The 23364-nt window shown below is 44.9% G+C and carries 20 protein-coding genes and 4 tRNA genes; 17 read left to right on the forward strand and 7 right to left on the reverse strand.

Annotation, left to right across the window (positions count from 1 at the left end; genetic code table 11):
* Positions 1–411 precede the first annotated feature (411 nt).
* The 4 genes from D0C16_RS23755 (at position 412) to D0C16_RS23770 (ending at position 3627) form a co-directional block, all read left to right on the forward strand.
* Positions 412–1461, forward strand: coding sequence for a lysozyme inhibitor LprI family protein (locus D0C16_RS23755; RefSeq protein WP_151034715.1), 1050 nt, complete (start codon positions 412–414; stop codon positions 1459–1461).
* A 447-nt stretch (positions 1462–1908) separates the two neighbouring features.
* Entirely contained in the window at positions 1909–2355 is a 447-nt protein-coding gene (locus D0C16_RS23760) for an SRPBCC family protein (protein WP_151034716.1), read from the forward strand.
* 48 nt (positions 2356–2403) lie between these two features.
* Positions 2404–2889, forward strand: coding sequence for a VOC family protein (locus tag D0C16_RS23765; protein ID WP_151034717.1), 486 nt, complete (start codon positions 2404–2406; stop codon positions 2887–2889).
* 228 nt (positions 2890–3117) lie between these two features.
* Positions 3118–3627 (forward strand): hypothetical protein, encoded by a 510-nt coding sequence (locus D0C16_RS23770; protein WP_151034718.1) that lies wholly within the window; start codon positions 3118–3120, stop codon positions 3625–3627.
* Here the strand turns inward: D0C16_RS23770 and D0C16_RS23775 are convergent.
* Positions 3624–4783 (reverse strand): IS3 family transposase gene (locus D0C16_RS23775; protein WP_225318838.1). Its coding sequence is split into 2 segments (ribosomal slippage): positions 3624–4528 and positions 4528–4783, totalling 1161 coding nucleotides; the frame shifts between segments, so codons are not numbered across the junction. The genes D0C16_RS23770 and D0C16_RS23775 overlap by 4 nt on opposite strands.
* 388 nt (positions 4784–5171) lie before the next feature.
* On the opposite strand from D0C16_RS23775, the gene D0C16_RS23780 reads away from it, so the two are divergent.
* Both D0C16_RS23780 and D0C16_RS23785 read left to right on the forward strand, forming a co-directional pair.
* Positions 5172–5354: a hypothetical protein gene (locus D0C16_RS23780; protein ID WP_151034719.1), complete on the forward strand. Its 183-nt coding sequence runs from the start codon at positions 5172–5174 to the stop codon at positions 5352–5354.
* Between the two features lie 60 nt (positions 5355–5414).
* On the forward strand, positions 5415–5642 hold the full coding sequence (locus D0C16_RS23785) for a hypothetical protein (RefSeq protein ID WP_151034720.1): 228 nt from the start codon (positions 5415–5417) through the stop codon (positions 5640–5642).
* A 41-nt stretch (positions 5643–5683) separates the two neighbouring features.
* On the opposite strand, the gene D0C16_RS24820 is transcribed toward D0C16_RS23785, so the two are convergent.
* Positions 5684–5803, reverse strand: coding sequence for a hypothetical protein (locus D0C16_RS24820; protein ID WP_370458194.1), 120 nt, complete (start codon positions 5801–5803; stop codon positions 5684–5686).
* 94 nt (positions 5804–5897) lie between these two features.
* Positions 5898–7769: a hypothetical protein gene (locus tag D0C16_RS23795; RefSeq protein WP_151034721.1), complete on the reverse strand. Its 1872-nt coding sequence runs from the start codon at positions 7767–7769 to the stop codon at positions 5898–5900.
* A 394-nt stretch (positions 7770–8163) separates the two neighbouring features.
* Here D0C16_RS23795 and D0C16_RS23800 point away from each other — a divergent pair, with 394 nt between their 5' ends.
* The 3 genes from D0C16_RS23800 to D0C16_RS23810 all read left to right on the forward strand — a co-directional run bounded on the left by D0C16_RS23800 (position 8164) and on the right by D0C16_RS23810 (position 12815).
* The gene (locus D0C16_RS23800) at positions 8164–9441 is read left to right on the forward strand and encodes an MFS transporter (RefSeq protein ID WP_151034722.1); all 1278 of its coding nucleotides are present in this window, start codon (positions 8164–8166) and stop codon (positions 9439–9441) included.
* 80 nt (positions 9442–9521) lie between these two features.
* Positions 9522–11813, forward strand: a complete 2292-nt coding sequence (locus tag D0C16_RS23805) for a cache domain-containing protein (protein ID WP_151034723.1) — start codon at positions 9522–9524, stop codon at positions 11811–11813.
* Positions 11814–11816: 3 nt separating this feature from the next.
* The gene (locus tag D0C16_RS23810; protein ID WP_151034724.1) at positions 11817–12815 is read left to right on the forward strand and encodes a hypothetical protein; all 999 of its coding nucleotides are present in this window, start codon (positions 11817–11819) and stop codon (positions 12813–12815) included.
* Positions 12816–12830: 15 nt separating this feature from the next.
* Here D0C16_RS23810 and D0C16_RS23815 read toward each other — a convergent pair whose 3' ends face one another.
* Positions 12831–13211 carry a DUF2956 family protein gene (locus D0C16_RS23815; RefSeq protein ID WP_151034725.1) on the reverse strand — a complete coding sequence of 127 codons (381 nt, stop codon included), beginning with the start codon at positions 13209–13211 and terminating at the stop codon, positions 12831–12833.
* Between the two features lie 21 nt (positions 13212–13232).
* Positions 13233–14120 (reverse strand): DMT family transporter, encoded by an 888-nt coding sequence (locus D0C16_RS23820; RefSeq protein WP_151034726.1) that lies wholly within the window; start codon positions 14118–14120, stop codon positions 13233–13235.
* A gap of 552 nt (positions 14121–14672) precedes the next feature.
* On the opposite strand from D0C16_RS23820, the gene D0C16_RS23825 reads away from it, so the two are divergent.
* A complete protein-coding gene (locus D0C16_RS23825; protein ID WP_151034727.1) occupies positions 14673–18602 on the forward strand; it encodes a sorbosone dehydrogenase family protein in 3930 nt (1309 codons plus the stop codon).
* Positions 18603–18683: 81 nt separating this feature from the next.
* On the opposite strand, the gene D0C16_RS23830 is transcribed toward D0C16_RS23825, so the two are convergent.
* Positions 18684–19481, reverse strand: coding sequence for a hypothetical protein (locus D0C16_RS23830; protein WP_151034728.1), 798 nt, complete (start codon positions 19479–19481; stop codon positions 18684–18686).
* Between the two features lie 241 nt (positions 19482–19722).
* On the opposite strand from D0C16_RS23830, the gene D0C16_RS23835 reads away from it, so the two are divergent.
* The 7 genes from D0C16_RS23835 to queF all read left to right on the forward strand — a co-directional run bounded on the left by D0C16_RS23835 (position 19723) and on the right by queF (position 22835).
* Positions 19723–19798, forward strand: a tRNA-Glu gene (locus D0C16_RS23835).
* Positions 19799–19802: 4 nt separating this feature from the next.
* Positions 19803–19878, forward strand: a tRNA-Gly gene (locus D0C16_RS23840).
* 91 nt (positions 19879–19969) lie between these two features.
* A tRNA-Glu gene (locus D0C16_RS23845) sits at positions 19970–20045 on the forward strand.
* Between the two features lie 6 nt (positions 20046–20051).
* A tRNA-Gly gene (locus D0C16_RS23850) sits at positions 20052–20127 on the forward strand.
* 159 nt (positions 20128–20286) lie between these two features.
* Complete coding sequence (locus D0C16_RS23855; protein WP_151034729.1) at positions 20287–21234, forward strand: ABC transporter ATP-binding protein; 948 nt, start codon at positions 20287–20289, stop codon at positions 21232–21234.
* The gene (locus D0C16_RS23860; protein WP_151034730.1) at positions 21231–22004 is read left to right on the forward strand and encodes an ABC transporter permease; all 774 of its coding nucleotides are present in this window, start codon (positions 21231–21233) and stop codon (positions 22002–22004) included. The genes D0C16_RS23855 and D0C16_RS23860 overlap by 4 nt, the downstream gene beginning before the upstream one ends.
* A gap of 12 nt (positions 22005–22016) precedes the next feature.
* A complete protein-coding gene (gene queF, locus D0C16_RS23865; protein ID WP_370458195.1) occupies positions 22017–22835 on the forward strand; it encodes an NADPH-dependent 7-cyano-7-deazaguanine reductase QueF in 819 nt (272 codons plus the stop codon).
* Here the strand turns inward: queF and D0C16_RS23870 are convergent.
* The gene (locus D0C16_RS23870; RefSeq protein WP_151034731.1) at positions 22816–23256 is read right to left on the reverse strand and encodes a hypothetical protein; all 441 of its coding nucleotides are present in this window, start codon (positions 23254–23256) and stop codon (positions 22816–22818) included. The genes queF and D0C16_RS23870 overlap by 20 nt on opposite strands.
* Between the last annotated feature and the right edge of the window lie 108 nt (positions 23257–23364).

Consider the following 23364-nt stretch of genomic DNA (forward strand, 5'->3'; position numbering starts at 1 on the left):
TTGTGGGATAAAGTTTTAGTTGATTTTCCTGGTTCCTTATCCAAAACCAACGCCAGCAATTATAAGTATTTCAGCCATCTTGCTATCAGGGGTAGTTTGCCTGTACCAATGGAGCGCCAGATGTGGATATTCACTTTCTGTGTTTGAGTGTGTCGCTTAAGACCCGTTTACAAAATGTGGTCAATTGCTATTATCCGATCTTATAAATGCCCTCCTAAAATTAACAGGGCAAAGGACGATTCATTGAATGAATTCCTAAAACAACGGATGTAAAAATGGATGTACTGGCTGCTTCGTCAAGCCATATCAATATTCCAATATCGTGAATTTTAATATTCCCATTCTTATTTTTTATCCTGCTTCCCACATCCAATAGATTAGAGCGGGTTTTAGTATGTTGAGGAAGATCATATGAAGAATACAGCTTTGAAAAAAACAACTATCAAAGTGATAGGGGGTGTTGGAATTGCTGCTCTTTCTGGCTCATTGCAGGCGGCGAGTTTTGATTGTACAAAGGCGGCAACCTCAATTGAAAAGATGATTTGCTCCAATCCAACAGTTTCACAATTGGATAGTGAATTGGGTAGTACATATCAGGTTGTGGTTAAGAGTGCAGATAATAAAAATGAAATTAAAAGGCTACAACGGGCGTGGCTAAAAAATGAGAGAAATTTATGTAAAGATGTTGCTTGCCTAATACAGATTTACCAGGATCGCATTAATTTTCTGTCTTCGATTATTCGTTCTCCAGCAATCAGTAAAGGCTTTGGGTTTGGCGCATTATTAATGCGCGACGCTAAAAAACATTCACTTAATGACAGTTTCCCGCTTAAATTCAAATTGGTGTTCGGTGAGGCTTACCCGTTCTGTCAGTCTTATGTGGATATGTTGAATAAAACAAAATATATGGAATACCCAATATGCGAAAGAAAAGTATTGCCTGGATATGGGCAATTTAAAGCATTAGTGTGGGATGTGGTCGCCGATGAGGTGGAGATAAAACAAACAATCGAAGGGGGCATTAAATGGCAGCATGCCTCATTTAAGGGGTTGGATGCAGCTGATTACCTAGAGGCTATTAGGGAATTCAGGTTGCAAATGGAAAATATAGGTGTATCTTTATTTAAAATATCAATGGATGTGGACAGAGATGGTGTTGTAGATACTCTTTATAAAAGAGTATTGAGATTGCGAGCGCATGAAAATATAAGTTGGTGTGAGATGAATAATAATTTCTTTGTTTTTGATAATTCAATTTCAATTTATTCGGCGGAAAAGTATAAAGAGAAAGGATATCTTGGAATGAATTTTAATGGTAATGATCAGTTGATAACGATTAATAATGTTTTGTATCACGAACATTGGAATTTAAAGTATGGAGTTAAAAATAATAAAGAAGCAATTAGTATTTGGAGTATATCTGAACATAAAGAAAAAATTTGCGGTGTAAATATTGAGTAATTAATTTTTTGGTAAGTTTATTTTTGGGGTGATTGATGTAGAGATCACAGAAATATCGTCGCGTGCTGTTGAGAAGCTCTGTTTGGACGATGCAGAGATTGGATTGCTCGTCCAGGTAATGGCAAGTTTTGACCCGCTAGAGGGAACTAGCTTGCGCAATCGAATTACATCAATAGATCACAATCAGTTAACACTTGCCGTTGAAAGTTAATTGAGTGAGCGTGCCGGTGAAAAAATCATTTTGGATTTGAGTAACCGGTTTGCTCTCGGATGCAGATGAGGGGCAATAGGTCTTAAACAGCATCCTTGCATCTGTATTGAAGGATTATGGTGCTTTTGCAGAGGCAGAAAATTTTTATAGCCTTGTCGAAACCCCATCTCCCCAATCGACTATTAAGTACCATAATCATGGTTAACTGATTATTTCACCTTAATAGGAGATTCATTATGTCTACCAACAGCGTGCATTTTCACCGTGTTTTACGCAGCACGCCGGAAAAGGTTTACCGGGCCTTTACCGATGCAGATGCCTTTGCGCGATGGCTCCCACCCTGCGGGTTTACCGCCAAAGTTCACCATTTTGATGCCAAGGTTGGTGGCTCCTACAAAATGTCATTCACCAACTTTACTACCGGGAATAGCCATTCCTTTGGCGGTACCTATCTGGAATTAACGCCGCATAAGTACATCTCCTATAGCGCGAAATTTGACGACCCCAATTTACCCGGAGAAATGCGCACAACCGTGGAGTTAACTCCTGTGCCCTGTGGTGTTGAAGTTAACATCAAACAGGAAGGAATTCCCGCCGTTATTCCTGTGTCTGGTTGTTATCTTGGCTGGCAAGAATCGCTGCAGTTTTTGGCGCAATTAGTAGAGCCGGAAATTCCGGAATAAGTTGCCTCATGCTCTGGCCGAACCTGATATTAACTATGGAGAAGTGATATGACTAACCCAGCAAAAAATACCATCTGCATTTGGTATGATCGTGATGCCGAAGCAGCGGCGCGCTTTTATGCCGATACCTTTCCCGATTCATTTGTGACTGCTGTGAATCTCGCACCGGGCGATTATCCGTCAGGTAAGCAAGGCAATGTACTAACGGTTGAATTCACCGTAATGGGAATTTCTTGTCTGGGCCTCAATGGCGGTCCTGCGTTCAAACACACCGAAGCCTTTTCATTTCAAATCGCCACCAAAGACCAGGCCGAAACTGATCGGTATTGGAATGCGATAGTCAATAATGGTGGCCAGGAAAGTGAATGTGGTTGGTGTAAGGATAAATGGGGCATATCCTGGCAAATTACACCCATCGTATTATCCAAAGGCGTCACTGACCCAAATCCCGTTATTGCCAAACGCGTATTCGAAGCCATGATGACCATGCGCAAGATTGATGTGGCGGCAATTGAAAAAGCGATTGGGGGGTAACTTCTATTGCTGTAGTAAAAACTTCATTAAGGCAGTTTATACTGCCTTAATTTCCCCTCCCTGTTTGCGCAGCTAACGCCTTTATTTTAAGAATAAAAGTAGGTTGTTTGCAGCTGCGTTCCAAGTTTGAAGCCTGGCTTTATAAATAAGCGCATGAAATAATTAACTGCATAGCCTTTTTATTGGTATTGCGTTTTTATTCGTTTATTTATCTAAAGGGAATCAAAAATGATAAAGCGTTTAATGTTACTTGTTTTGTTGCTAGTACCAACCAGTTCCTATGCTGGTTTACTCTCGGGCGATATCACCGCCGTTCCTGAGTCAAAGGGTGTTTTTTCTTGGGGAGATGGTGTTAACAACCTGCACCAGCAGTGGTCTATCGCTTATTTTAATTATTCAGGCTGGTTTTATTCGTCAGAATATAGTGAGTCTAATGCGGATGTTTTTGTTTATAGTGGGCTCGCTGATATAAGCTTGGCCGGTGATGCCTCTTTGTTTGAGTATCAATCATCAGGTGCAGTCCACGCATGGGAAGGCGATACTGTTTTCTTTCGTGGCACTAATGGGTCTTATGGGGCTTGGAAAATTGATGCTATAGATGGTTTTTATGATCCGACAGCGATCTTTCCGTATCGCAACTTTCTATCCGGAACCTGGTATTTTCTAGAAGATGGAAAATCTGACTTTTCCGTTAGCAAGGTTTCTGATCCCTACCGCCAACTTCGGACAGTTAACTAACATACATTTTTTGCCTCAAAGCGCTCGGGGCTAACAAAGCCAATAGCGCTGTGACGGCGGTAGCGATTGTAATCCACTTCGATATATTCAAAAATAGATTCGCGCGTGTGCTTTCCATCTAGCAATGGCTCGCCGTGAACCAGCTCAACCTTAAGTGAATGAAAGAAGCTTTCCGCACACGCATTGTCCCAGCAATCACCCTTGCGACTCATACTCTGTATTAGCGAATATTTTTCCAGTAAATCCCTAAACGCATGCGATACATATTGGCTGCCACGGTCACTGTGAACAATAACGCTTTTTGGGAATTTTCGTCGCCACAACGCCATCATCAATGAATCACAAACCAATTGCGCATCAATATGTTTGCTCATCGACCAACCAACAACTTTTCGAGAATATAAATCAATCATCACGGCCAGATACAACCAACCTTCTGTAGTTTGAATATAAGTAATATCGGTCACCCATTTTTCATTAGGTTGTTGCGCAGAAAAATCTCTAGCCAACAGGTTGGGCGCAACAGGTAGTGTATGATTGCTGTCCGTAGTCACCTTGAACAGCTTGGCCGCTTTTGCAATTAACCCCTGCCGTTTCAGGCTTTTCCGAATGGCTTTTATGTCGAGCGGATTATCTTGCTCCGCCAAATCATAAAAAATCCGATCCGCGCCATACCGGCCTTTTCCAGCCTCAAATGCTGCCTTTACCAACGCATCAATCGCTTCTCTTTGCTGCATGCGCCAACTAACCATTTCACGATTATCAAGCCAGCTGTAATACCCACTTCGCGAAACCAACAGAACGCGCGCCATCATCGCGATTGAATATAGCGCGCTATTTGTCAGCATAAATTCGTAGCGTTTTATTTTTGATGCTTCGCGAAGTAGGTAGCCGCCTTTTTTAGGATTTCAAGCTCCTCTGCTTGCTCGGCGAGCTGACGCTTGAGGCGTGCATTTTCAGCGGCGAGGAGCGATTCTCTTTCAACATCAGTACGGCTATTGTTGAGTGCGCTACGCCAACTGTAAATTTGACTGGCATATATGCCCAGTTTTTCGGCGGCTTCCGCTACGCTCAATCGTTCGGCCAGTTTAATGGCCTCACTTTTGAACTCGGCTGTATACTTCTTATTCTCTTTTGGGGTTGGTTTCTTGCTCATGGATCACCTCTGGAGTAAGTTTACTCAGTTTCTAAGGTGTCCGATATTCGCGGAGGGGATCACTTCTACAGGGGGTGTCTAAATTGGTCACAGATGATAAAGATTTCAGAACGGTTGGTGAAATAAAGGTTTTTACTACATATGGTGACTAATAATTCGCGCTACCCGCTTTAAATTCCTATAAAAATTCCCAGTGGGGTTGCAGCCTCACTTTCGTTAGCCTCCCGCCCCAGCAATAGCCTGCGCAGGTAATTCAACCTCCTGAGTAATTTTCTTGCACGGTGATTGCAGAAAACAATCTGCTCTGCAGTTGAGTGATTTGTTGTTTTTCCAGTACTTTTTAAGAATTGGTTACAATCCAATCTATCTTTTCCTTAAGGTTAAAAATATGAAAGCAATTTTTACGTCGCTATTTTTGTTGCTGATAAATACTTCCACATTGGCTTCTGAGTTCGGAAAGGGAAATGAAGAGGCTGTTCGTGTTTCTATGCATTATCTTTTGGCCAACCCGGAAAAATTTAGTGGTCAATTAGTAAGTATTACAGGGGTGTTGAATTTGGAATTCGAGTAAAATTTAATTTTCGTCGATAGTGAAAGTTTCGATTATTACATTAAGCAAAATGGTTTTTGGGTGGATGTCGATGGAAAATCCTTGGGAATTACTGATGAAATGGCTTTAGCATTAACAGGAAAAATGGTGGAGATTGAGGGAGTGTTTTATAGACATGTTCCCCGCATGGATAGTTGCGTTGAAAAAAATAAAAAATCGGGTACTAAATCATGCATTACTATGCGTGGTGGTCAGGCAGGAAGAATTGAAAATGTTAATTATTTGTCTGAGCGTATCAAGATGAATTGAGCTTTTTGAAAGTGTTGTTAATCTGCTTTGCTAACATGCAACTACATATTCAACGCTTTTAGCACTTTAAGAATTATTGCAAAGCTGGGGTTTCCTTCGCCGGATAAAGCTTTACAAAGACTCTCGCATCCTATACTGCAGTCTTCCGCTAATTGTGCCACTCCCCCTGGCTGTTGTGACCGAGCACCAAGTCACCATATTTTTCTGGTGACTTGGGTTTGCTGGAAAATAAATTTTATTGCTGCATCAGAAAATTCATTTTATAAGCGGGCGAATTGGCTTGAGCGGTTCAGTTGGAGTTATTGTGCTCCGTCTTAATAGCCCTAAACGCGAAAGGATAGTCTTCCCTGCGTGTTCCATGCAGCTTTTTACATTAGATGTATCCTGATTGTTTTGAATTGCACTCGTAGCGCAACTTTCAAAGTCGCTGCTCACCATATTCATGCATCGTTGGTGTTCTTCTGTGCGCGGAGTAAAACTATTGCACACTGTTGCATGAGCCTGATATTGATAATCGACCACCTGATTAATTTTATTAATCATAGGATCTAACCAGGAATGACAATTTTTTTCCGCTGTGGGAATGCGGAACCCTGCGGCCAATACATTTGGCGATTCCGTATGCGCTGATACCACGGCCGGCAAACAAACTTTATCAAACGCGGCTTTCAATGCTTTTTGGCACTCTGTGCTGTGTACTTGATTTCCCTTACATCCAAAGGGGCCGGCGAACGCGGGCTGGGGAAACCACTTATTCATCCAGTGGGTTCGGGCGTCTGCTCTATTTATATCCCATTGTTCGTACGTTTTTTTGTGAAACGCCGTAAATGCAGCGCTGACAGCCATGGCGGCAGCTTTTTTCGGATCGTAATTGACGCTAGATAATATTTCGCGCGCGGCGGCATAAATCCCGGTTGTTTTGTAATGCCAGGGTTCATCAAATGCCTTTGTTTTGGTTGCCGCTCCAAGAATACTTAAATAAACACTTTGCTTTGCATCCCAAAGTGACCAGCCACTGCTGTTGCTACGGTTAGGCAAACGCCACAGCCAGTTCGCCGTAGTCTGGTTATCGATTTCCTGAGGTAACAACGCAAATAAATCTCTGATGGCGATGTATTCTTTACTTTTTTGTTCCGCTTCGTTGCTTGCTTGTGCTCTGTGATTATTGCACTTTGTCTTGGCGTGCTCAGGGCTAAATCTATGCATGGTGTAATATTCCACGCATTGCTGGTAAATGAGCGCCATATTCACCTTGCAACCACTTTGATAGCAATAGTCACCCAGCGAAATCCAACTATTATATTTATTTCCCCAATCAGCCAAGCCCAAATCGGCAGTCGGTTGTAGTGCGCGTATTTCTGCCATGCTGGGTACAAAAATTCCCCAGTATCCATAATAAACCTGTGCATCAGGCGCGGGCTTGGGCTTCTTGCGCAAATCGTCAGCCACGTCACCAAGATAGTTATAAATATCAGTGGTGTAAGTTATTGCAGTGTTGCCCCAGTCGTTAATAAACCCCAGACCGGCTTCATCTAAAAAGTTTGCGCAGGTATCGCTCGCTTGAGATATCGCGCCACTTACAGCGCTGAGATCGGCCAACGAAACCCCTCGGTCAATAAACTCGCAGGCACATGTTACATGGCCGGTTGCTGTAGCTACGGGAGGAGGGATTTTTGTCATTTGTTGCCAGAGCACACTGGCAGCAACTTCACTATTTAACAGATTTTTCAAGGTGGTTTTTGCATTGCTATCCGGTAATACCGCAGCGAGGCCGAGGCCAAAAGGTTTCGCCACTGACTGCGTAACGGAATTCAGGCACTGCCCATTAGGTATGGATGAAGGGGATGCAATTTTTATGGCAGTAAGCGTTCCCATCGTAATTGCAAAACCGGCTTTATCGGTAGCGCTGGTGGCCAGGCATTTGCCGGCAGATGCGGGGAGTGATGCTAGAGATTCACCTTTTTGAATCAGGTCACTTCCTATTTTGACACTTCCTTCGCCCAGGCTCTTTGCGCATGACCAGGCCTCTTTAAACGCTTTCCCTGGATCAGCCGCATAAACAGAAGCGCTAATCGCCAAGTTGATACCAAAAACAACGTACAATATTCTCGCTAATGATTTGTTCATAAACAGGCTCCTTTGTTCTGAATGTTTCGTTGTTACATCCTAAAACCATGCTCGATTTTTTTGCTCAATAGGGTTTGTGCCTGAGCATTACATTCGCAAAGTAATAGTATCGTTAGTGATATTCATGGGAATGGAAAAAACTCACATGGCAATAGCGGCATTTTGCGCTGCAACCTTCTCCTCATGGGTGTAAGGAATTTGGCATTGAATTTTTTTGTCCAAAAAAGCCGTAGCAGTTATGGCGGGTTCGCTAAAACAGTTCTGTATGAACGCTTTCGGCTAAGTACATTCTTCGCTGATATGAGATGGCAATGCAGTACATTTATCAGTTTTCGCTATAATGCCGCCCTCCATACCCCAATACCCCAAACAACAAAAATAACCAGTGACTCCCATGCAAACAGCCAATACCCCGTTCCGCGTTCTTTTTGCCAGCTTGATCGGCACTACCATTGAGTTTTTTGATTTTTATATTTATGCCACTGCTGCTGTGCTGGTATTTCCCACATTGTTTTTCCCTTCCGGTGATGCCACTACGGCGACCTTGCAATCGCTGGCGACTTTTGCCCTGGCGTTTTTTGCGCGGCCAATTGGGTCGGCGTTGTTTGGGCATTATGGGGATCGTATCGGGCGCAAGGCGACTTTGGTGGCGGCGTTGATGACTATGGGTGTGTCCACTGTGTGTATTGGCTTGTTGCCGACTTATGAAACCATCGGCATAGCTGCGACGATTTTGTTATGCCTTTGTCGCTTTGGTCAGGGCATAGGTTTGGGTGGTGAGTGGGGTGGGGCGGTGTTGTTGGCGATTGAGAATGCGCCGGAGAACAAGCGTGCCTGGTATGGCATGTTTCCGCAGTTGGGCGCACCCATTGGTTTTTTCTGTTCGACGGGTGTGTTTTTACTGTTAACACATAATTTAAGTGATGCAGATTTTTTCAGCTGGGGTTGGCGCATTCCATTTGTGGCGAGTGCGTTGCTGGTAATTGTTGGTTTGTATGTGCGCTTGAGCCTGGAGGAAACCCCCGCGTTTAAAGAGGCGATTAAAACGGAAAAGCGTGTGCCTGTCCCCATGTTCGCGGTATTTACGCAGCACACAGGTGTGATGTTTCTGGGTGCGTTTTTGGCGATAGCGGCATTTGTGGTGTTTTACCTCACCACGGTATTTTCGTTGGGTTGGGGAACCAGCAAATTGGGTTATACGCGCGAGGAGTTTTTAATTCTGCAATTGTATGCTGTGTTTGCACTCGCGCTTACTATTTGTTTGTCGGCACATATTGCCGACCGGATCGGTCGCCGCGCGATGCTAATGCTTTCGGGAATTGCGGTTTTATTATTTGGTTTGTGTTTTTCAACCCTGCTCAATTCCGGGTCAGACACGGGGGTTTTAATTACCCTCGCGATAGGATTTGGGGTGATGGGGTTAACCTATGGTCCACTCGGCACAGCGCTTGCTGAAATATACCCAACAGAAGTGCGTTACACCGGGGCATCGCTCAGTTTTAATCTGGCTGGAATTATCGGTGCGTCGCTCACCCCGGCGATAGCCAGCTGGCTGGGCACGCATTACGGGTTGCCGTTTGTTGGTTATTATATTTCGGTCGCCGGGTTGTTAACCTTAGTTGCCGCGTTTGCTTTGTCCAATGCGTTAAATAAAAACGCATTACCTCAATAAGCACTGTTGTTGGCACAAGTTTGGTGCAGGCTATTGTTGTTTAGCGACCACCATAAGCATAAATAACGAGATAAAAAGTTATGGAAAAATTCGAGGCGCGTCAGTTTACCGCCCGTTACAACACCATCATGTTGTACACCTTTTTTGCGGTGTTGCTGGTGTCGGCACTACTCATTGCTATTCAAACCATCAGTGAGGATAAATTTGAGAGAACGCAGCTGACCGATCAGTTCAAAACCGAGTCGGTGGCGATAGATAATCTACTGGTTCGGGTCACTGTGTTATTGGATATGATGCAAACCAATGCTCAGGATTTCTTCCATGACCCGCGTATGTCATCCAGTAGTTACCTGAAAAATCTGACACCAACAGCGACGGGTGGTTATGCGTTGGATCAGGTTCCCGCACCTTATTCAGCGCAGGATACCGGTAATTTAACCGGTGAAGGTGATATCGCCAGTTTTAACCCGGATGTAACGCGTGAAGGGGCAGTAAGCTTTAATCCGGATTTGAAAAACGAAATTGAAATGGCGTTTAGCTTGAATAGTTCTTTTAAATCCACTCGCGCGAGTGTTCCCAATGCGGCCTGGGTTTACTACACCTCTAAACATAAATTTATCAATATTTATCCATGGGTGTCTTCTGCGGAATTCCGCTTTAGTGAGAAGTTATATAAAAAAGAGTTTTATACGTTGGGCGGTCCCGAGGTTAACCCCAGTAAAGGGACTTTTTGGACCTCGGTGTATCTGGATGAAGCGGGTAAGGGGGTTATGGTAACGGCCGCAAAACCCGTTTATCGCCAGCAGGAATTCCTTGGAACAGTTGCGCTGGACTTTACTCTGGAGGAATTGGGTAATTACGTAAAAGAATTTCGGCCGGGGATGGGAGCCTTGGCAATTGTCAACACACGCGGGCAGCTGCTGGCACACTCCAGTGTAACGCTTACCGATTCGTCCCGGTTTGACGATGCGCTACCGGAAGGAATTGCCGCTGCGGATATTAGAGGAGCATGTCTCGATTTAAAATTGGTACAGCTCAGTCAGGGCTACCAATACATCTGCTATCAATTAAAGAATGCGCCCTGGCAAGTGATTTATATTGAAAAGAAACCGCTGTTTATTACGCGCATTTTTTCGTCAATTGGCATAGTGTTTATTGTGTTGTTAGCTGCGTTGGGTATTTTGTTGTATGCGATTAAAAAAATAACTTATCGCGAATTTATTTATCCTGCGGCATCACTTGTGCGTCATATTTCAAAGCAGGGTGAAGATAAAAGTGCACCTAATCGTTTGATTCCGGCAGCATGGCAGCCCTGGTTTTTGAAAATCAGTGAAACCTTCCAGCAGAACCGCAACCTGATTAATGAAATCAAGCAAAAAAATACCGAATTAACGGATCTTAATATTGCGCTTGAGCGCTATATGCCGAAATTTATTTTGGTGATAAGCGTGGAGCCCGGTTGTGGGGCTACCACCATTGGTAATTATTTTGCGGCGAATCTGGTGAAAACCGGAAGCGATAAAAAAACCGTCTATATGGAATATCCGGACAGTAAGCAATTGAGCGACCGTTTTGGTTTTGATGAAGGCGCTCGGTTGTACAAACACGCGAATGGCTTTGATATCTGGAACGATTTTGATTTGGGCGATGTACCGCAAGAAGCGGAGTCGTCGCTGTTGATGACCAAGATTCTCAATCAGTATGCCAATATTGTGATGCAGGCATCCGTCAGCGGAAATGTAGACAAGTTTATTGATGTTTACCTTGAGCCCTTGTTTCGTTATACCAAAGCGATTGTCGTTATGGCGCCCAGTACTGACGGTGATGGTGAAAAAACTGCCGCTGTGGTTAAAAGTATCCAGCGCCATGTGCGTCCGGATCAAACCACTCTTTACACATTGTTGAATCGGGTGAATGAGACGGTAGTGATGGACCCGGTGGTGGATTTTGACATTCCGTTCATAGCGGACTTGCCGGTTGTTGGTGGAACCGCGTTTAGTATTCCAGAACCAGCGTTACGCGTGGTCAGTGAAATCGTAGAGCGTATTGAGCGGGTGCATCAAATTTGTGTCTTCATACCCACCACGATCAATATCGACCAGCCATTTGATTCAACGCTCTACGTTAACCGGACTATGGTGTTTCTGGGCGAAAAATTTGGCGGTGCGACTTCTTCACAGGCAAAAGGCGTTTGGAATAGTGATAGCTCGGGCATAGTGAATGAAGTGGTACATTTAGTGGTGTCTTACACCACGGAAGATGACCTGAATCGTTTTGCCAACGAAGTGATTGACTATATAAAAGTGCTGAAAGCGGAATTGCAGCAGGACGCCATGGCACTGGAAATCAACAAAAAAATGATACTGGTATAAATCATGCGGATACACACTCAGCTTATCGGGAAATTTATTGGTTGTGTTTTGTTGCTACTGGCATTTTCGGCCAGGGCGGAAGAGGTGGTTTACGAAGGAAAAAATCGGATTGAAATTCCGGTTGGAGTTTATGTGACCTCGTTGTACGCGTTGGATATCCCGGACAAAAAATTCACTGTCTCGGCCTGGATCTGGTCCACCTATGATCCAAAGCTTCTGCCTGAGGATTACAAGTTTTACAACAAAATCGAAATTACCAATGCGCGCAGCTGGTCCATTATCGATACCGAAAATTTCACCATCCAAAATGATGACGGCACCATCCACACCATGACCAAGTTTGTGGCCGATATCAATCAGGATTGGGATATTAAATATTTTCCGTTTGATCAGCAGAACGTCACTATCAATATTGAAAGCGTTGAACTGGATTCGGCCAAAATAAAATTTGTTCCCGATATGAAAAACAGCCTGCTCAGCGATAATTTAACCCTGTCTGGTTGGAGCCTGTTGCCCATTGATATTCGCGCGTTTGATTACAAATACCCGACGAATTTCGGCATCCAAAGCGGTGCGAAAGGTGTGTATCCACGGATGTCGATTGTTATCCCCATTGAGCGGCACGGTAACCGGATTTTCTGGACTTACTTTTTAGGCTTTTTTGTGGCCTATGTGATTATCTCGTTGCTGTATTTCTTTAATGAAACCATGTTTGAAAGCCGGGTGGGGCTGATTATGTCGGCGCTCTTCGCCTGCGTGGGCAACAAATACACGGTGGATATATCCTTGCCCTCAACCGATGTATTTACCTTGTCGGATTTGATTCAGGTCGCTTCCTTTGTGATTGTCGGTATTGGGTTGTTCAGCAGCGTGATGGTGGTGCTGTTAACCAAAAAAGGTCTTCAGCAGCTTGCGTACCGAATAGACCTTGTTGTCACCTGGGCGGTGATCATTGCCTATCCCTCGGTTATTTATTACGGCGTGTTGATGGCGCCGCAGTAGCGCGGGGCTGTTTAATCAGCCCCAAAACTGAATTCCTTGCACAGCTAAAAATAACACCCAGGAGATTCCCAATAAAATCCACGGCAGGGCAGTCGTGTTCGTCGCTGCGGTGTCTGCTTCATCTGCATTTGTATCGCTGTCTTGCTGTTGCGCTAATTGATTTGCGAGTTGTTTAACTTTTTTAGTGCGCTTGTCCAAATCGCGGGTTTTTTCACTTTGCTGGCGCAAAAACATTTCCATTCCACGTTGGATTCCGTTGGCAATGGCTTTGGTTTCCACCGGAGTTTGGCCTTCGGTTTTAATCGTGTTAACAATCTTCAACGCCTCGGCGCGCAGATCGCGTGCGTCTTTCTTTTGTTTGGCTTTGGGAACTGCTTTTTGGTTAGGTGTCGTCATAGAGAGCTTTCTTCGGTAAGTTTATTTTTTTGCCGTAGCAAGACTGACGCCGCCGATAACCAGGCCGGCGCCGATTAATTGAATACTGGTAATGGTTTCGTGTAACACCAGTGCACCTAGAAACAATGTAATTATTGGGCCGATACTGCCTATCAATGCGGCGTTGCCACTGCCAACCAAGCTAATACCTTTGTTCATTAAAAAGCTGGGAATGACTGTACAGAAAAAAGCGAGAGCAATCGCTAATAAGTACACTGGCTGTGGTTGCTGCAAATCCTCAATGGCGCCGAACGACAATCCGTGTGCAAGCACACCGCTACACGCCGCGATCATTCCGTAGGCGGTAAAGCGAGTTGAACCGACTTTCTTAATCATATTGCCCGCCAGCACGATGAACAGCGCAAAGGAAATCGTGCTGCAGAATACCAACAGAGCGCCAAGGAGGGTGAGATCTATATTCTTGGCGAGCCGCAGGTCGTGCGCAAATACCAATAGCATTCCACCGTAAGCTATGGCTAGCGCCAATTTCACCGTGTTATTAATGCGTTCATGTTTCCAGTAGGCAAGCATCAATAAAACCAGCGTGGGATAAATGTAAAGAATCAGCCGTTCCAGACCTGCTGAAATATATTGCAGCCCAAGAAAATCCAACAGGCTGGACACGTAATAGCCCAATAATCCCAAGCTAATAATTTTCCAGATGTCGCCTTTTTGAAATGGCTCAAATGCGCTGCGGTTTAGCCACAACGCTGTGGCAAGGTAAAAGGGCAGTGCAAATAACATACGCAGAGTGAGTAATGGCGTGGCACTAATGCCGTAGAGGTAGGCTAGCTTGATCAAAATGCCTTTGCTGGCAAAACAAAATGTGCCTGCGATGACGCAGAGAATTCCGACCGACTTGGGATGCATGGACACACTAGGCCTATATGAGCGGTAATCAGCTAAAGGGCGCTAACACTGCCATACATAGCGAGCGCTGGCAAATATCCAAGATGGGCTGGGAAAATATTCGCAAAAACGTAACCTAATCTCTCTTTGTGAATTGCTTGTCAGGGGGGGGGCTCACGATAGAGGTAGGTAAGCTGTTATAGCAAATAGCACTTAGCGGGCAAATTTAAGCCCGGAACATCCACTAACACTTTCACGCTAATGATTAGGTCAAGCGCCTCACTCTTGACTGGTCAGAAATTAAATAGCCATAAGTGCTCATTAAATAGTCTTTCAGAAAACTGGTTAATTCCAAAGTGTTTTTATGCGCCGTTCATTTTTTACGCGCGCCCAAATGTTTTCATACTAGGCTTTTTTGGATGACTAAAAAATTTCTCTCTCGCTCTAATTTTTTTAGAGGGAGTAGGTAGCTTTTTAATTAAAAAAGTTTTGTTGGTGTGCAGCAACGTCACCGCGCAACGGTGAAATGTTATGACGGGGTTTGGTGAAACCTATACTCATTGAGGTAATAAAATGGATATTTCATTTCATACTCTTGCAGTTTATCGAATACTTAAGGTGTTTCTGTTAACTGCTGCAATTTTTTTACTGGGAGTGTCGAAGGCTTTCGCGTTTGAACTGGTTTACTCCGCACGATCTGACAGGGTAGGGGCGCAACCATTAAACATGGCGGTAGTAAAAGGGAATATTGCCGTATTTGTTGATATCAATCCCGGCATAAAAAGCGCCCAGTTTTTTATTGACAGCAAATTATATCTAACGGAAAAACTTGCTCCTTGGGATATGGCGGGAACTGCAACCAACGGCGGGTCAAAGTTTTACAATACACAATTATTGTCGGAGGGAGAGCACTCGATTACTGCCCAGTTGGTGTTAACGGACGATCGAATCGTTTTATTGAGTGCCCAGGTTATCGTCGATAACCTTTCGCCAATATTACAAGCAACACCGCTCGCGTTTAGTGAATCGGTACGCGGTGCAACGCAGATTAATCGCACGTTGAATATACAGTTATCCGGCAGTGCCCAAGCAATTGAATTATCCAGTAATCAGCCCTGGTTAAGTCTTTCTTCAGCAACTGGCGTGTCGCCACTGGTTGCTGGTGTTACCTTGGACAGTAGCGGTTTGGCTCCCGGGCCTTATTCAGCTGAAATTACCGCGACCAGTCCGGGAGCTGCACCAATAAAAATTCCTGTCACTTTCACCGTAGGCCCTGAAGCAAGTAGCTATAGCCTGATGGTTTCTGCGAACGCGAATCGAAGTTCACCTGTGGCGCTAGAGGGACAACAACTCGGTACGGCGGCGTATATTTTTTTATTGCCCGAAAGTGAAGTAAAGCAAGTGCGATTTTTTTTGGATGACTCTGCCGCGCTGGGAAGCCCAATGCGTATAGAGACAGGTGCTCCATTTGATTTAATGGGCTCGGCCAGTAATGGCAACGCGTTACCTTGGACGGTAGAGGGGCTTACGCTCGGTGCGCATAATCTGACTGCCGAAATCACCTATCTCGACAATAGCCTGGCAATAGTTTCCAGTCATTTTGATGTCGTAGACGCCCCGTTAGTCGCTGTTCCGCTTCGTTTGAATTTTACTATTGCCAAACCAGCAACTCAGGCGTCGTCCACCTTAAATCTAACGGCTGGTAGTGCAGCACAGGGTTTTTCGGTAAGTGCGACCCAGCCATGGGTGCATCTCTCTCTAAACACAGGAACAACGCCCTCCTCGTTAACGGTGAGTGTGGAGGTCACTGGTTTAGTGCCTGGCGTTTACAACGCGGATATTCTGGTGTCAGGCAGTCGGTCGTTGGTCATTCCTGTTAGCTTGACGTATACCGAGACCAGCAGTTCAGGATTTGAATTAAAGGTAAGTTCGCTCGCCAATCGCAGTAATGCAGTTCCGTTGGAAGACGCGGTATTGAAATCAAATGCATATGTCCACGTTAAGCCGGAACAAAATATAAGCCGGGTAGAGTTTTTTATTGATCGGCTACCCGGCGGTACACCGGATAAAACCGAAGGACTGTTGCCTTTTGATTTTGCCGGCACCGCAACTAACGGGTCGGCGCTGCCATTTGATACAACGGCGCGAGCAGATGGCAACCATGTTATTTACGCTCTGGTCACCAAAGCCGATACCACCACGGCAGTGTTGAGCGGGCAATTTAGAATTGCCAATCAGCTCACCACACCAGAATTCTCCGTTACGCCCGCACAAGTGACTTCTTCAGTGGATATAGACAGCTCGCCGGTAAATGTAAATGTGCTATTAGGCTTGAACGCTTATGCGGATGGAATGAGTCCGGATTATTTAGTTTCCAGTAATGTCCCCTGGGCTAGCGCTTCGCCAGTTACCGGAACCGCTCCCGAGAGTTTAACGGTTAGATTGGATCCGGCCGGTTTGTCTTCCGGGAAATATACAGGTGCGTTAACAATTACCAGCAGTATTCTGGAATCAACTGTGGTTCCATTATCGCTAGTCGTTGATGGTGGCGATAGTGATGCTTGCGCTCCGGTAATTTGTTCAGAGATTCGAGTTGCATTGCCCTATGTGTTGGACTTTACCGCTGATGCCGGACACTTGGATGATAAATCCGGTAAGGGAACGGGCTTTACTTACGTGATGCCCTCCACCAACACTACTGCCTACGTTCCACTCAATATTGATACGTCCTTTGGTGATGGTTTGCTGCGGCTGAGCACGACGAATGGAATTATGCACCTAGCCAACAATAATCAGGCGAATGCAGTTGGGGTAGGATTTGCGGGACCGAATCAAATAGCAAAAATTTCCACGCTGCTTGTTAATCCCCCGTCGGGTACGGGTAAATATGAGCAAGCAGGATTATGGTTTGGTACCGATGAAAATAATTATATAAAAATTGTGTATTCGTCCTACCCAACCAATCCGGTTATCGAAGTGTTGTATGAACGCAATGGTGTAGTGGTGAAGTCCGCTACAAAAACGGTCGGCAATTTGAGTAGCAGTAAACTGTTGTTGGAGTTGATTGCAAATCCGTCGACGGGAATGGTAATTGCGGCTTTCACCGTGAATGGTGGTGCGCGCACTCAGGTGGCTAATTATGCGGTAGAGCCGGAGATGTTTAGTTTTGATGCGGCGGGTATAGATCCGGTCATAGGTACGCGTAGTTTTGCGGGCTTGATGACCACGCATCGCAATGCTGTTACGCCGATAACTTACGCATTTGATTACTTTCGCATTGAGGCAGTTGAGTCTGGATCAGCGGATTTACCAATTCAGTTCTCCCGCGTTTCTCATCCGGTTGCTTTCCCTACCAGCATGGCCTGGGCTCCTGATGGAAAACTGTATGTCACAGAGTTATTTGGCACTATCCACGCATTGACCTATGACGCTAACTTGAATGTGATCGAAGATCAGATTATCAATAGTTTAATTGATTCCATGGGAACAAGGCTGACGTTGGGTATTACGGTGCGGCAGGATGATCCACTCGATAACACTAACTATTCCTTGTGGATTAGCTCATCGAGCCCATCGATAGATTCAGGTGTAGCTAACTCTAGTAACATCACCCGGCTCTCCGGCCCGGGGTTTGGTCATGTGCAACAAATAATTACCGGGTTGCCACGCGCGATTGCTAATCACGCGGTAAATAGTTTGCACTTTGGTCCAGATAATCGCCTATACATGTCGATCGGCGGCAACACTGGAGGCGGCGCACCTGTGGCTGTACCGACTGAGTTTGGTGACAGGGAAGAGCAACCCTTGTCTTCGGCGATTGTGGTTGCCGATGTGTTTGCCGAAAATTTTGACGGCAGTTGCGCGAATAACGCTGATATTTTTGGCCCGGCGCCCTGTGACGTTACAACCTATGCCACTGGGCTGCGCAATAGCTACGATTTTGTATTCCACTCCAATGGATCTATGTATGCGACAGATAACGGGCTTGGTGTAATTGGTGCGTTTCCTCCTTCGCCGACTCCAAGTTGTCGAGGGGTATCCAATCCTGCATTGATCTCTGAGGGTGGAAATAATCCGGGGGCGCAAGTGGATTTGTTACTGCGTATTTTGCCTGGTAAATATTATGGTCATCCAAATCCTTCGCGCGCTGAATGTGTATTTAAAAATGGAAGCTTTCAGGGGGTAGCTCCTCTGCCAAATTATCAACTACCGCTACTGGAGTTAAGTAAAAACGCGTCGGCGGATGGAATCACAGAATATAAAACCGCAGGCGTTTGCCCAGTGCTCGAGCATAATTTATTGCTGGTACGCTATTCGCTCGGTGACGATATTATCAAGGTTCAGTTATCTGCCGATGGCACGACAGTTGTATCGCAAAATGTATTGGTTGGTGGGTTTAATGATCCGTTATTTGTAACGGAACACAATGGCAATTTATATGTGGCAGAGATGGGAGGAGGCAAGATTACTGCCCTTAAGCCAGCTACCAGTTCGTGTTTGTAATAATGGTTTTTGATTTCTTGAAGAGGGGGGGGTATTTGGCTCCCCCTTTTTATTTGCAGTTAGAGTTCTTAGTGCATCAGGTTAGTCATAAATTTGTTTCTTTTTCCATCTTGCATTTTCTTCATCAAATTGTTTCCATTCTTTATTGCTTTCCGGGGTAGCAGCTTTTCCTGTGGCAGATTCTCCATCCGCAACCGGTGGTTTTTCTCCGGTGTTGTCGAGTTTTTCCTGTAGCTTCGCAGTAACTGCATCCAACTGGGCAATTTGTTTATCAAATGTATGGCTCGCATTTTCCGCTGCCAAGGCTTTGCGCCCTAATGTGTAGAAGTGGATGGCTAATTTTATCTTTCCTGCTTGTTGCGCTTGGCGTGCATTGAAAACGTGCCCATCAACACTCATTTGCAATAGCATGCGATTGATTTGATCTGTGTAGGCGTCGGTTTGTACCTGGTTAATTTGTTTGAGCGCCGATTGCTGCATGACAAATTTATAGAGCTCTTGCAGCAGTCCATGGGCCTCTTTAATTTGTTGGGGGTTGTCCAACCTCACACGGTTTTGTTGGGTGTTCTCTTTCAAGGCGGATAATAGGTTGGAAAAGAGTGTTAGTTGCTCACTGTGGGTGTGATCCTTTGGTTCCAGAAGCGTCAATTGCTCACAGCATTCAATCAAGGCGCGGTAGAGTAGGGCGGTCAAGTCATTAGACAGAAAGCCAGTTGGGAAGCCGGTCGCCAGGTCGCGAAAGGAATTGCGCCTTGCGCGTAAGGCGGTAATGAGGCGTTGTCGCTGGACCTTGCGCTTTTCAATCGAATGAGAGAGAAATAAATAGCCTGCCAAGAGAATTAGCATCAGAAAAATAGCGGCGATAACGTAGGCAGACATGGTGTTTTATAAGCCTTTTCGGTTAAACAACGGGCGAATTATTGCTTTAAGTATAGCATCGAAAAAAATGGCGTCAGAATTTGTGTGCCGGAGGAGTGGGAGGCTCGCTAAGTGCTTGTTTCCATTCCGATAAAAAAAGAATTAAAAGTGTTGACACTGAGGGGATCGATCCCTAGAATGCGCCCCACTTCTGACGCAGACGTCAACTTGAAAAAGTTAGCCAAGTGTCAAAAGGTCCGGGGTCCCCTTCGTCTAGTGGCCTAGGACACCGCCCTTTCACGGCGGTAACAGGGGTTCGAGTCCCCTAGGGGACGCCACAAAGCGGGAATAGCTCAGTTGGTAGAGCATAACCTTGCCAAGGTTAGGGTCGCGAGTTCGAGTCTCGTTTCCCGCTCCAACTTCCCTTCGGGAAGTTAGCGTTACGATAGAAAAAGCAGTGCGTTAGTGAAGTGAATTTTATTGTTGTCACACTAGGCAGCAGTCAAAATGTCCCCTTCGTCTAGTGGCCTAGGACACCGCCCTTTCACGGCGGTAACAGGGGTTCGAGTCCCCTAGGGGACGCCACATATAGCGGGAATAGCTCAGTTGGTAGAGCATAACCTTGCCAAGGTTAGGGTCGCGAGTTCGAGTCTCGTTTCCCGCTCCAATCTAAAGATTTATCGTCAAAACATAGTTACACCATCAAATTTTCTGATCAAAGCATTACAAAAATCTGTATAGGTTTTGTTTGTGCTTTACTTTATCCTTTCTGTTTTTTCCGCAGTTGCTTAATTTAATTAATCTCTATTTATTTTGGCGAGGGGCTATGACTCCGGCAGATGCTATTCCTGCGCTCTCCATTCGGAATTTGCGCAAAACCTATGGTGAAAAATTTGAGGCCTTAAAAGGGATCAGTCTGGATGTAATGCCGGGTGATTTTTTTGCCATGCTTGGGCCAAATGGTGCGGGTAAATCAACCACTATTGGCATTATCAGCTCTTTAGTGCGAAAAACGTCGGGTAGTGTTGAGGTGTTCGGTAAAAGCATTGATACCGATTTTTCCGGTGCAAAAAAGTCCTTGGGTGTGGTCCCCCAAGAATTTAATTTCAGTATGTTTGAAAAGGTGGAAGACATAGTGCTGCAGCAGGCTGGCTACTATGGTTTGCCGCGCAAACAGGCGGTGACGCAAACCGAAAAGTATTTAAAGCAGTTAAGTTTATGGGATAAGCGTCAAACACCTGCACGTATGTTATCAGGTGGTATGAAACGAAGATTGATGATCGCTCGTGCATTGGTGCATGAGCCACAATTATTGATTTTGGATGAGCCTACCGCCGGTGTGGACATCGAATTGCGTCGCTCCATGTGGGATTTCTTGCGTGAAATCAATGCTGCAGGCACCACTATTATTCTAACCACGCATTATTTGGAAGAGGCAGAAAGTTTGTGCCGTAATATTGCAATTATTGATCACGGTACCATTGTGCAAAACACCAGCATCAAGAATTTATTGCAGCAGCTGAATAAAGAAGTTTTTATCTTCGATATCAAGGGTAGCTTGCAAAATCTTCCGGTGTTAAATGGTCATCACGTGGCACAGATCGATGAACATTCATTTGAGGTGGAGGTGGAAAAAGGTCAATCACTTAATGGTGTGTTTGCACAATTAAGTGCCCAACAAATTGAAGTTGTCAGTATGCGTAACAAGGCAAATCGCCTGGAAGAGTTGTTTGTTTCTCTGGTAAATGCCAATAAAAATGAGGTGCAACCATGAATGCTAGCGAACAATGGGTCGCCTTCCTGACTATTTTGCGCAAAGAGATAAAACGATTTACACGTATCTGGATTCAGACACTCTTGCCGCCCGCAATCACCATGATTTTGTATTTTGTGATTTTTGGTAAATTAATTGGCAGTCGCATCGGGGATATGGGTGGGTTTAGCTATATCGAATTTGTTGCGCCAGGGTTGATTATGATGGCGGTAATTACCAATGCTTATGCCAATGTATCCTCTTCTTTTTTTAGTGCGAAATTCCAGCGAAGTGTGGAGGAGTTGTTGGTGTCGCCTACACCTAACTACATCATTTTATTGGGCTATGTGATGGGTGGTGTTGCGCGCGGCGTTTCGGTAGGTCTAATCGTGACGGCAATGTCATTATTTTTTACGGATCTACATATCCATCACTGGTTTACTACCTTGTTTATTGTGTTTATGACCTCCGTGTTGTTTTCGATTGCGGGTTTTATCAATGCGATTTATGCCAACACATTTGATGATGTTTCGATTATCCCCACTTTTGTTTTGACACCATTAACGTATTTTGGTGGTGTGTTCTATTCGATTCATTTATTGCCTGAGTTTTGGCAACAGGTATCTGTACTTAATCCGATTCTGCACATGGTGAATGCGTTTCGCTATGGGATGTTGGGTATTAGTGACTTGCATATAGGTATGGCGCTAGTGGGGCTAACAGTGTTTGTGGCGATCTTATTTGCCATTGCCATGCATTTATTAAAAACCGGTAAGCGTTTGCGCGCTTGATGTGGGAGGTTAATGATGAGCCTTAATCCGCTAGGACAGCAAACAGAATATGTTTCCGAGTATGCGCCGCAGTTGTTATTTCCTATTGCGCGAGCGGAATCGCGTAAACAGTTGGGAATTGGTAATAGCTTGCCTTTTTTTGGAGTGGATGTTTGGACAGGATACGAGTTGTCTTGGTTGAATGCATCGGGCAAGCCGGTTGTTGCGGTGGCAGAGTTTAGAATTCCCTGTGACAGCGAGTATATTGTTGAATCCAAATCCTTTAAGTTGTACCTCAATTCATTAAACCAAACGCGCTTTAATAGCATCGACGAAGTGCAGGGTGTATTGGTGCGGGACTTATCTCAGGCAGCAAAAGCTTCAGTGGCTGTACAGATTTTTCCTGTGTGCAACAGTAGCTATTTGGCTGAAATTGCACAGCCCATTGCAATTGATTTGGATAATCTGGATGTGGTCGTTGACACTTACCATCCTGCGCCTGATTTGTTAACGGTATCAGCTGGGTTTGTAGATGAAACTTTAGTGAGTCATCTGTTAAAGACAAATTGTCCTGTCACTGGTCAGCCAGATTGGGCGAGTGTTTTCATTCGCTACAGTGGCAATAAAATTGTGCACGAAAATTTGTTGCGTTACTTGATTTCATTTCGCGAGCATCAGGATTTTCATGAGCATTGCGTGGAGCGCATTTTTTGTGATTTGCAGCGCGTGTGCAAACCGCAAAGCTTAAGTGTCTATGCTCGCTACACGCGTCGGGGGGGGTTGGATATTAATCCATTTCGCTCCACTGACCCGCAAGCAGAGGCGCTTGCAATCAGAATGGTGCGCCAGTAGCCTGAAATAAACTCAGCGGGCGATCGAGTCCTGATACAGGTCTCCATAACAGATTGAGGAATCTTAGTGCGTCTGCTTTGTTGGCGGTGACAGTGTTCGGGATGTTGATCGAGTTATAAATGTTCTTGAGGAGCTGCACAACTTTTGTTGTAGCAGGGCAGTGACCATGCGCCTCAATAACAACTTTCTTTAGCCCCTTCATTTTGCAGGTATATGCTTCCAGGTCAATGCGATCGACTTCTTTCAAGGTGATTGCCCTCAGGCCCAGGGGTAACTGAATCCATAGCTGGTAGCCACTGGGAAATTTGTTCCTGGCCTTGTTAATTTTATCGAAAATTTCTTCTAGCTGCTCTTCAGTGGGGCTTCGTAGAATTATCAATTTGATCAGGTTTTCATTGGTGCGCGTTTGTAATCTATACATTTTAGAGCTCCGAGGGGATAGTTAACTAGTCCCGTGAATCTCTAATAAATATAGTCGTTAAACGTAACTTGGCTGTGATTGCAGATTTTTTGTTAGGTATATTATTTT

Origin of the sequence: Cellvibrio sp. KY-GH-1 (assembly GCF_008806975.1) — a bacterium.
In the GTDB taxonomy this organism is placed as follows: domain Bacteria; phylum Pseudomonadota; class Gammaproteobacteria; order Pseudomonadales; family Cellvibrionaceae; genus Cellvibrio.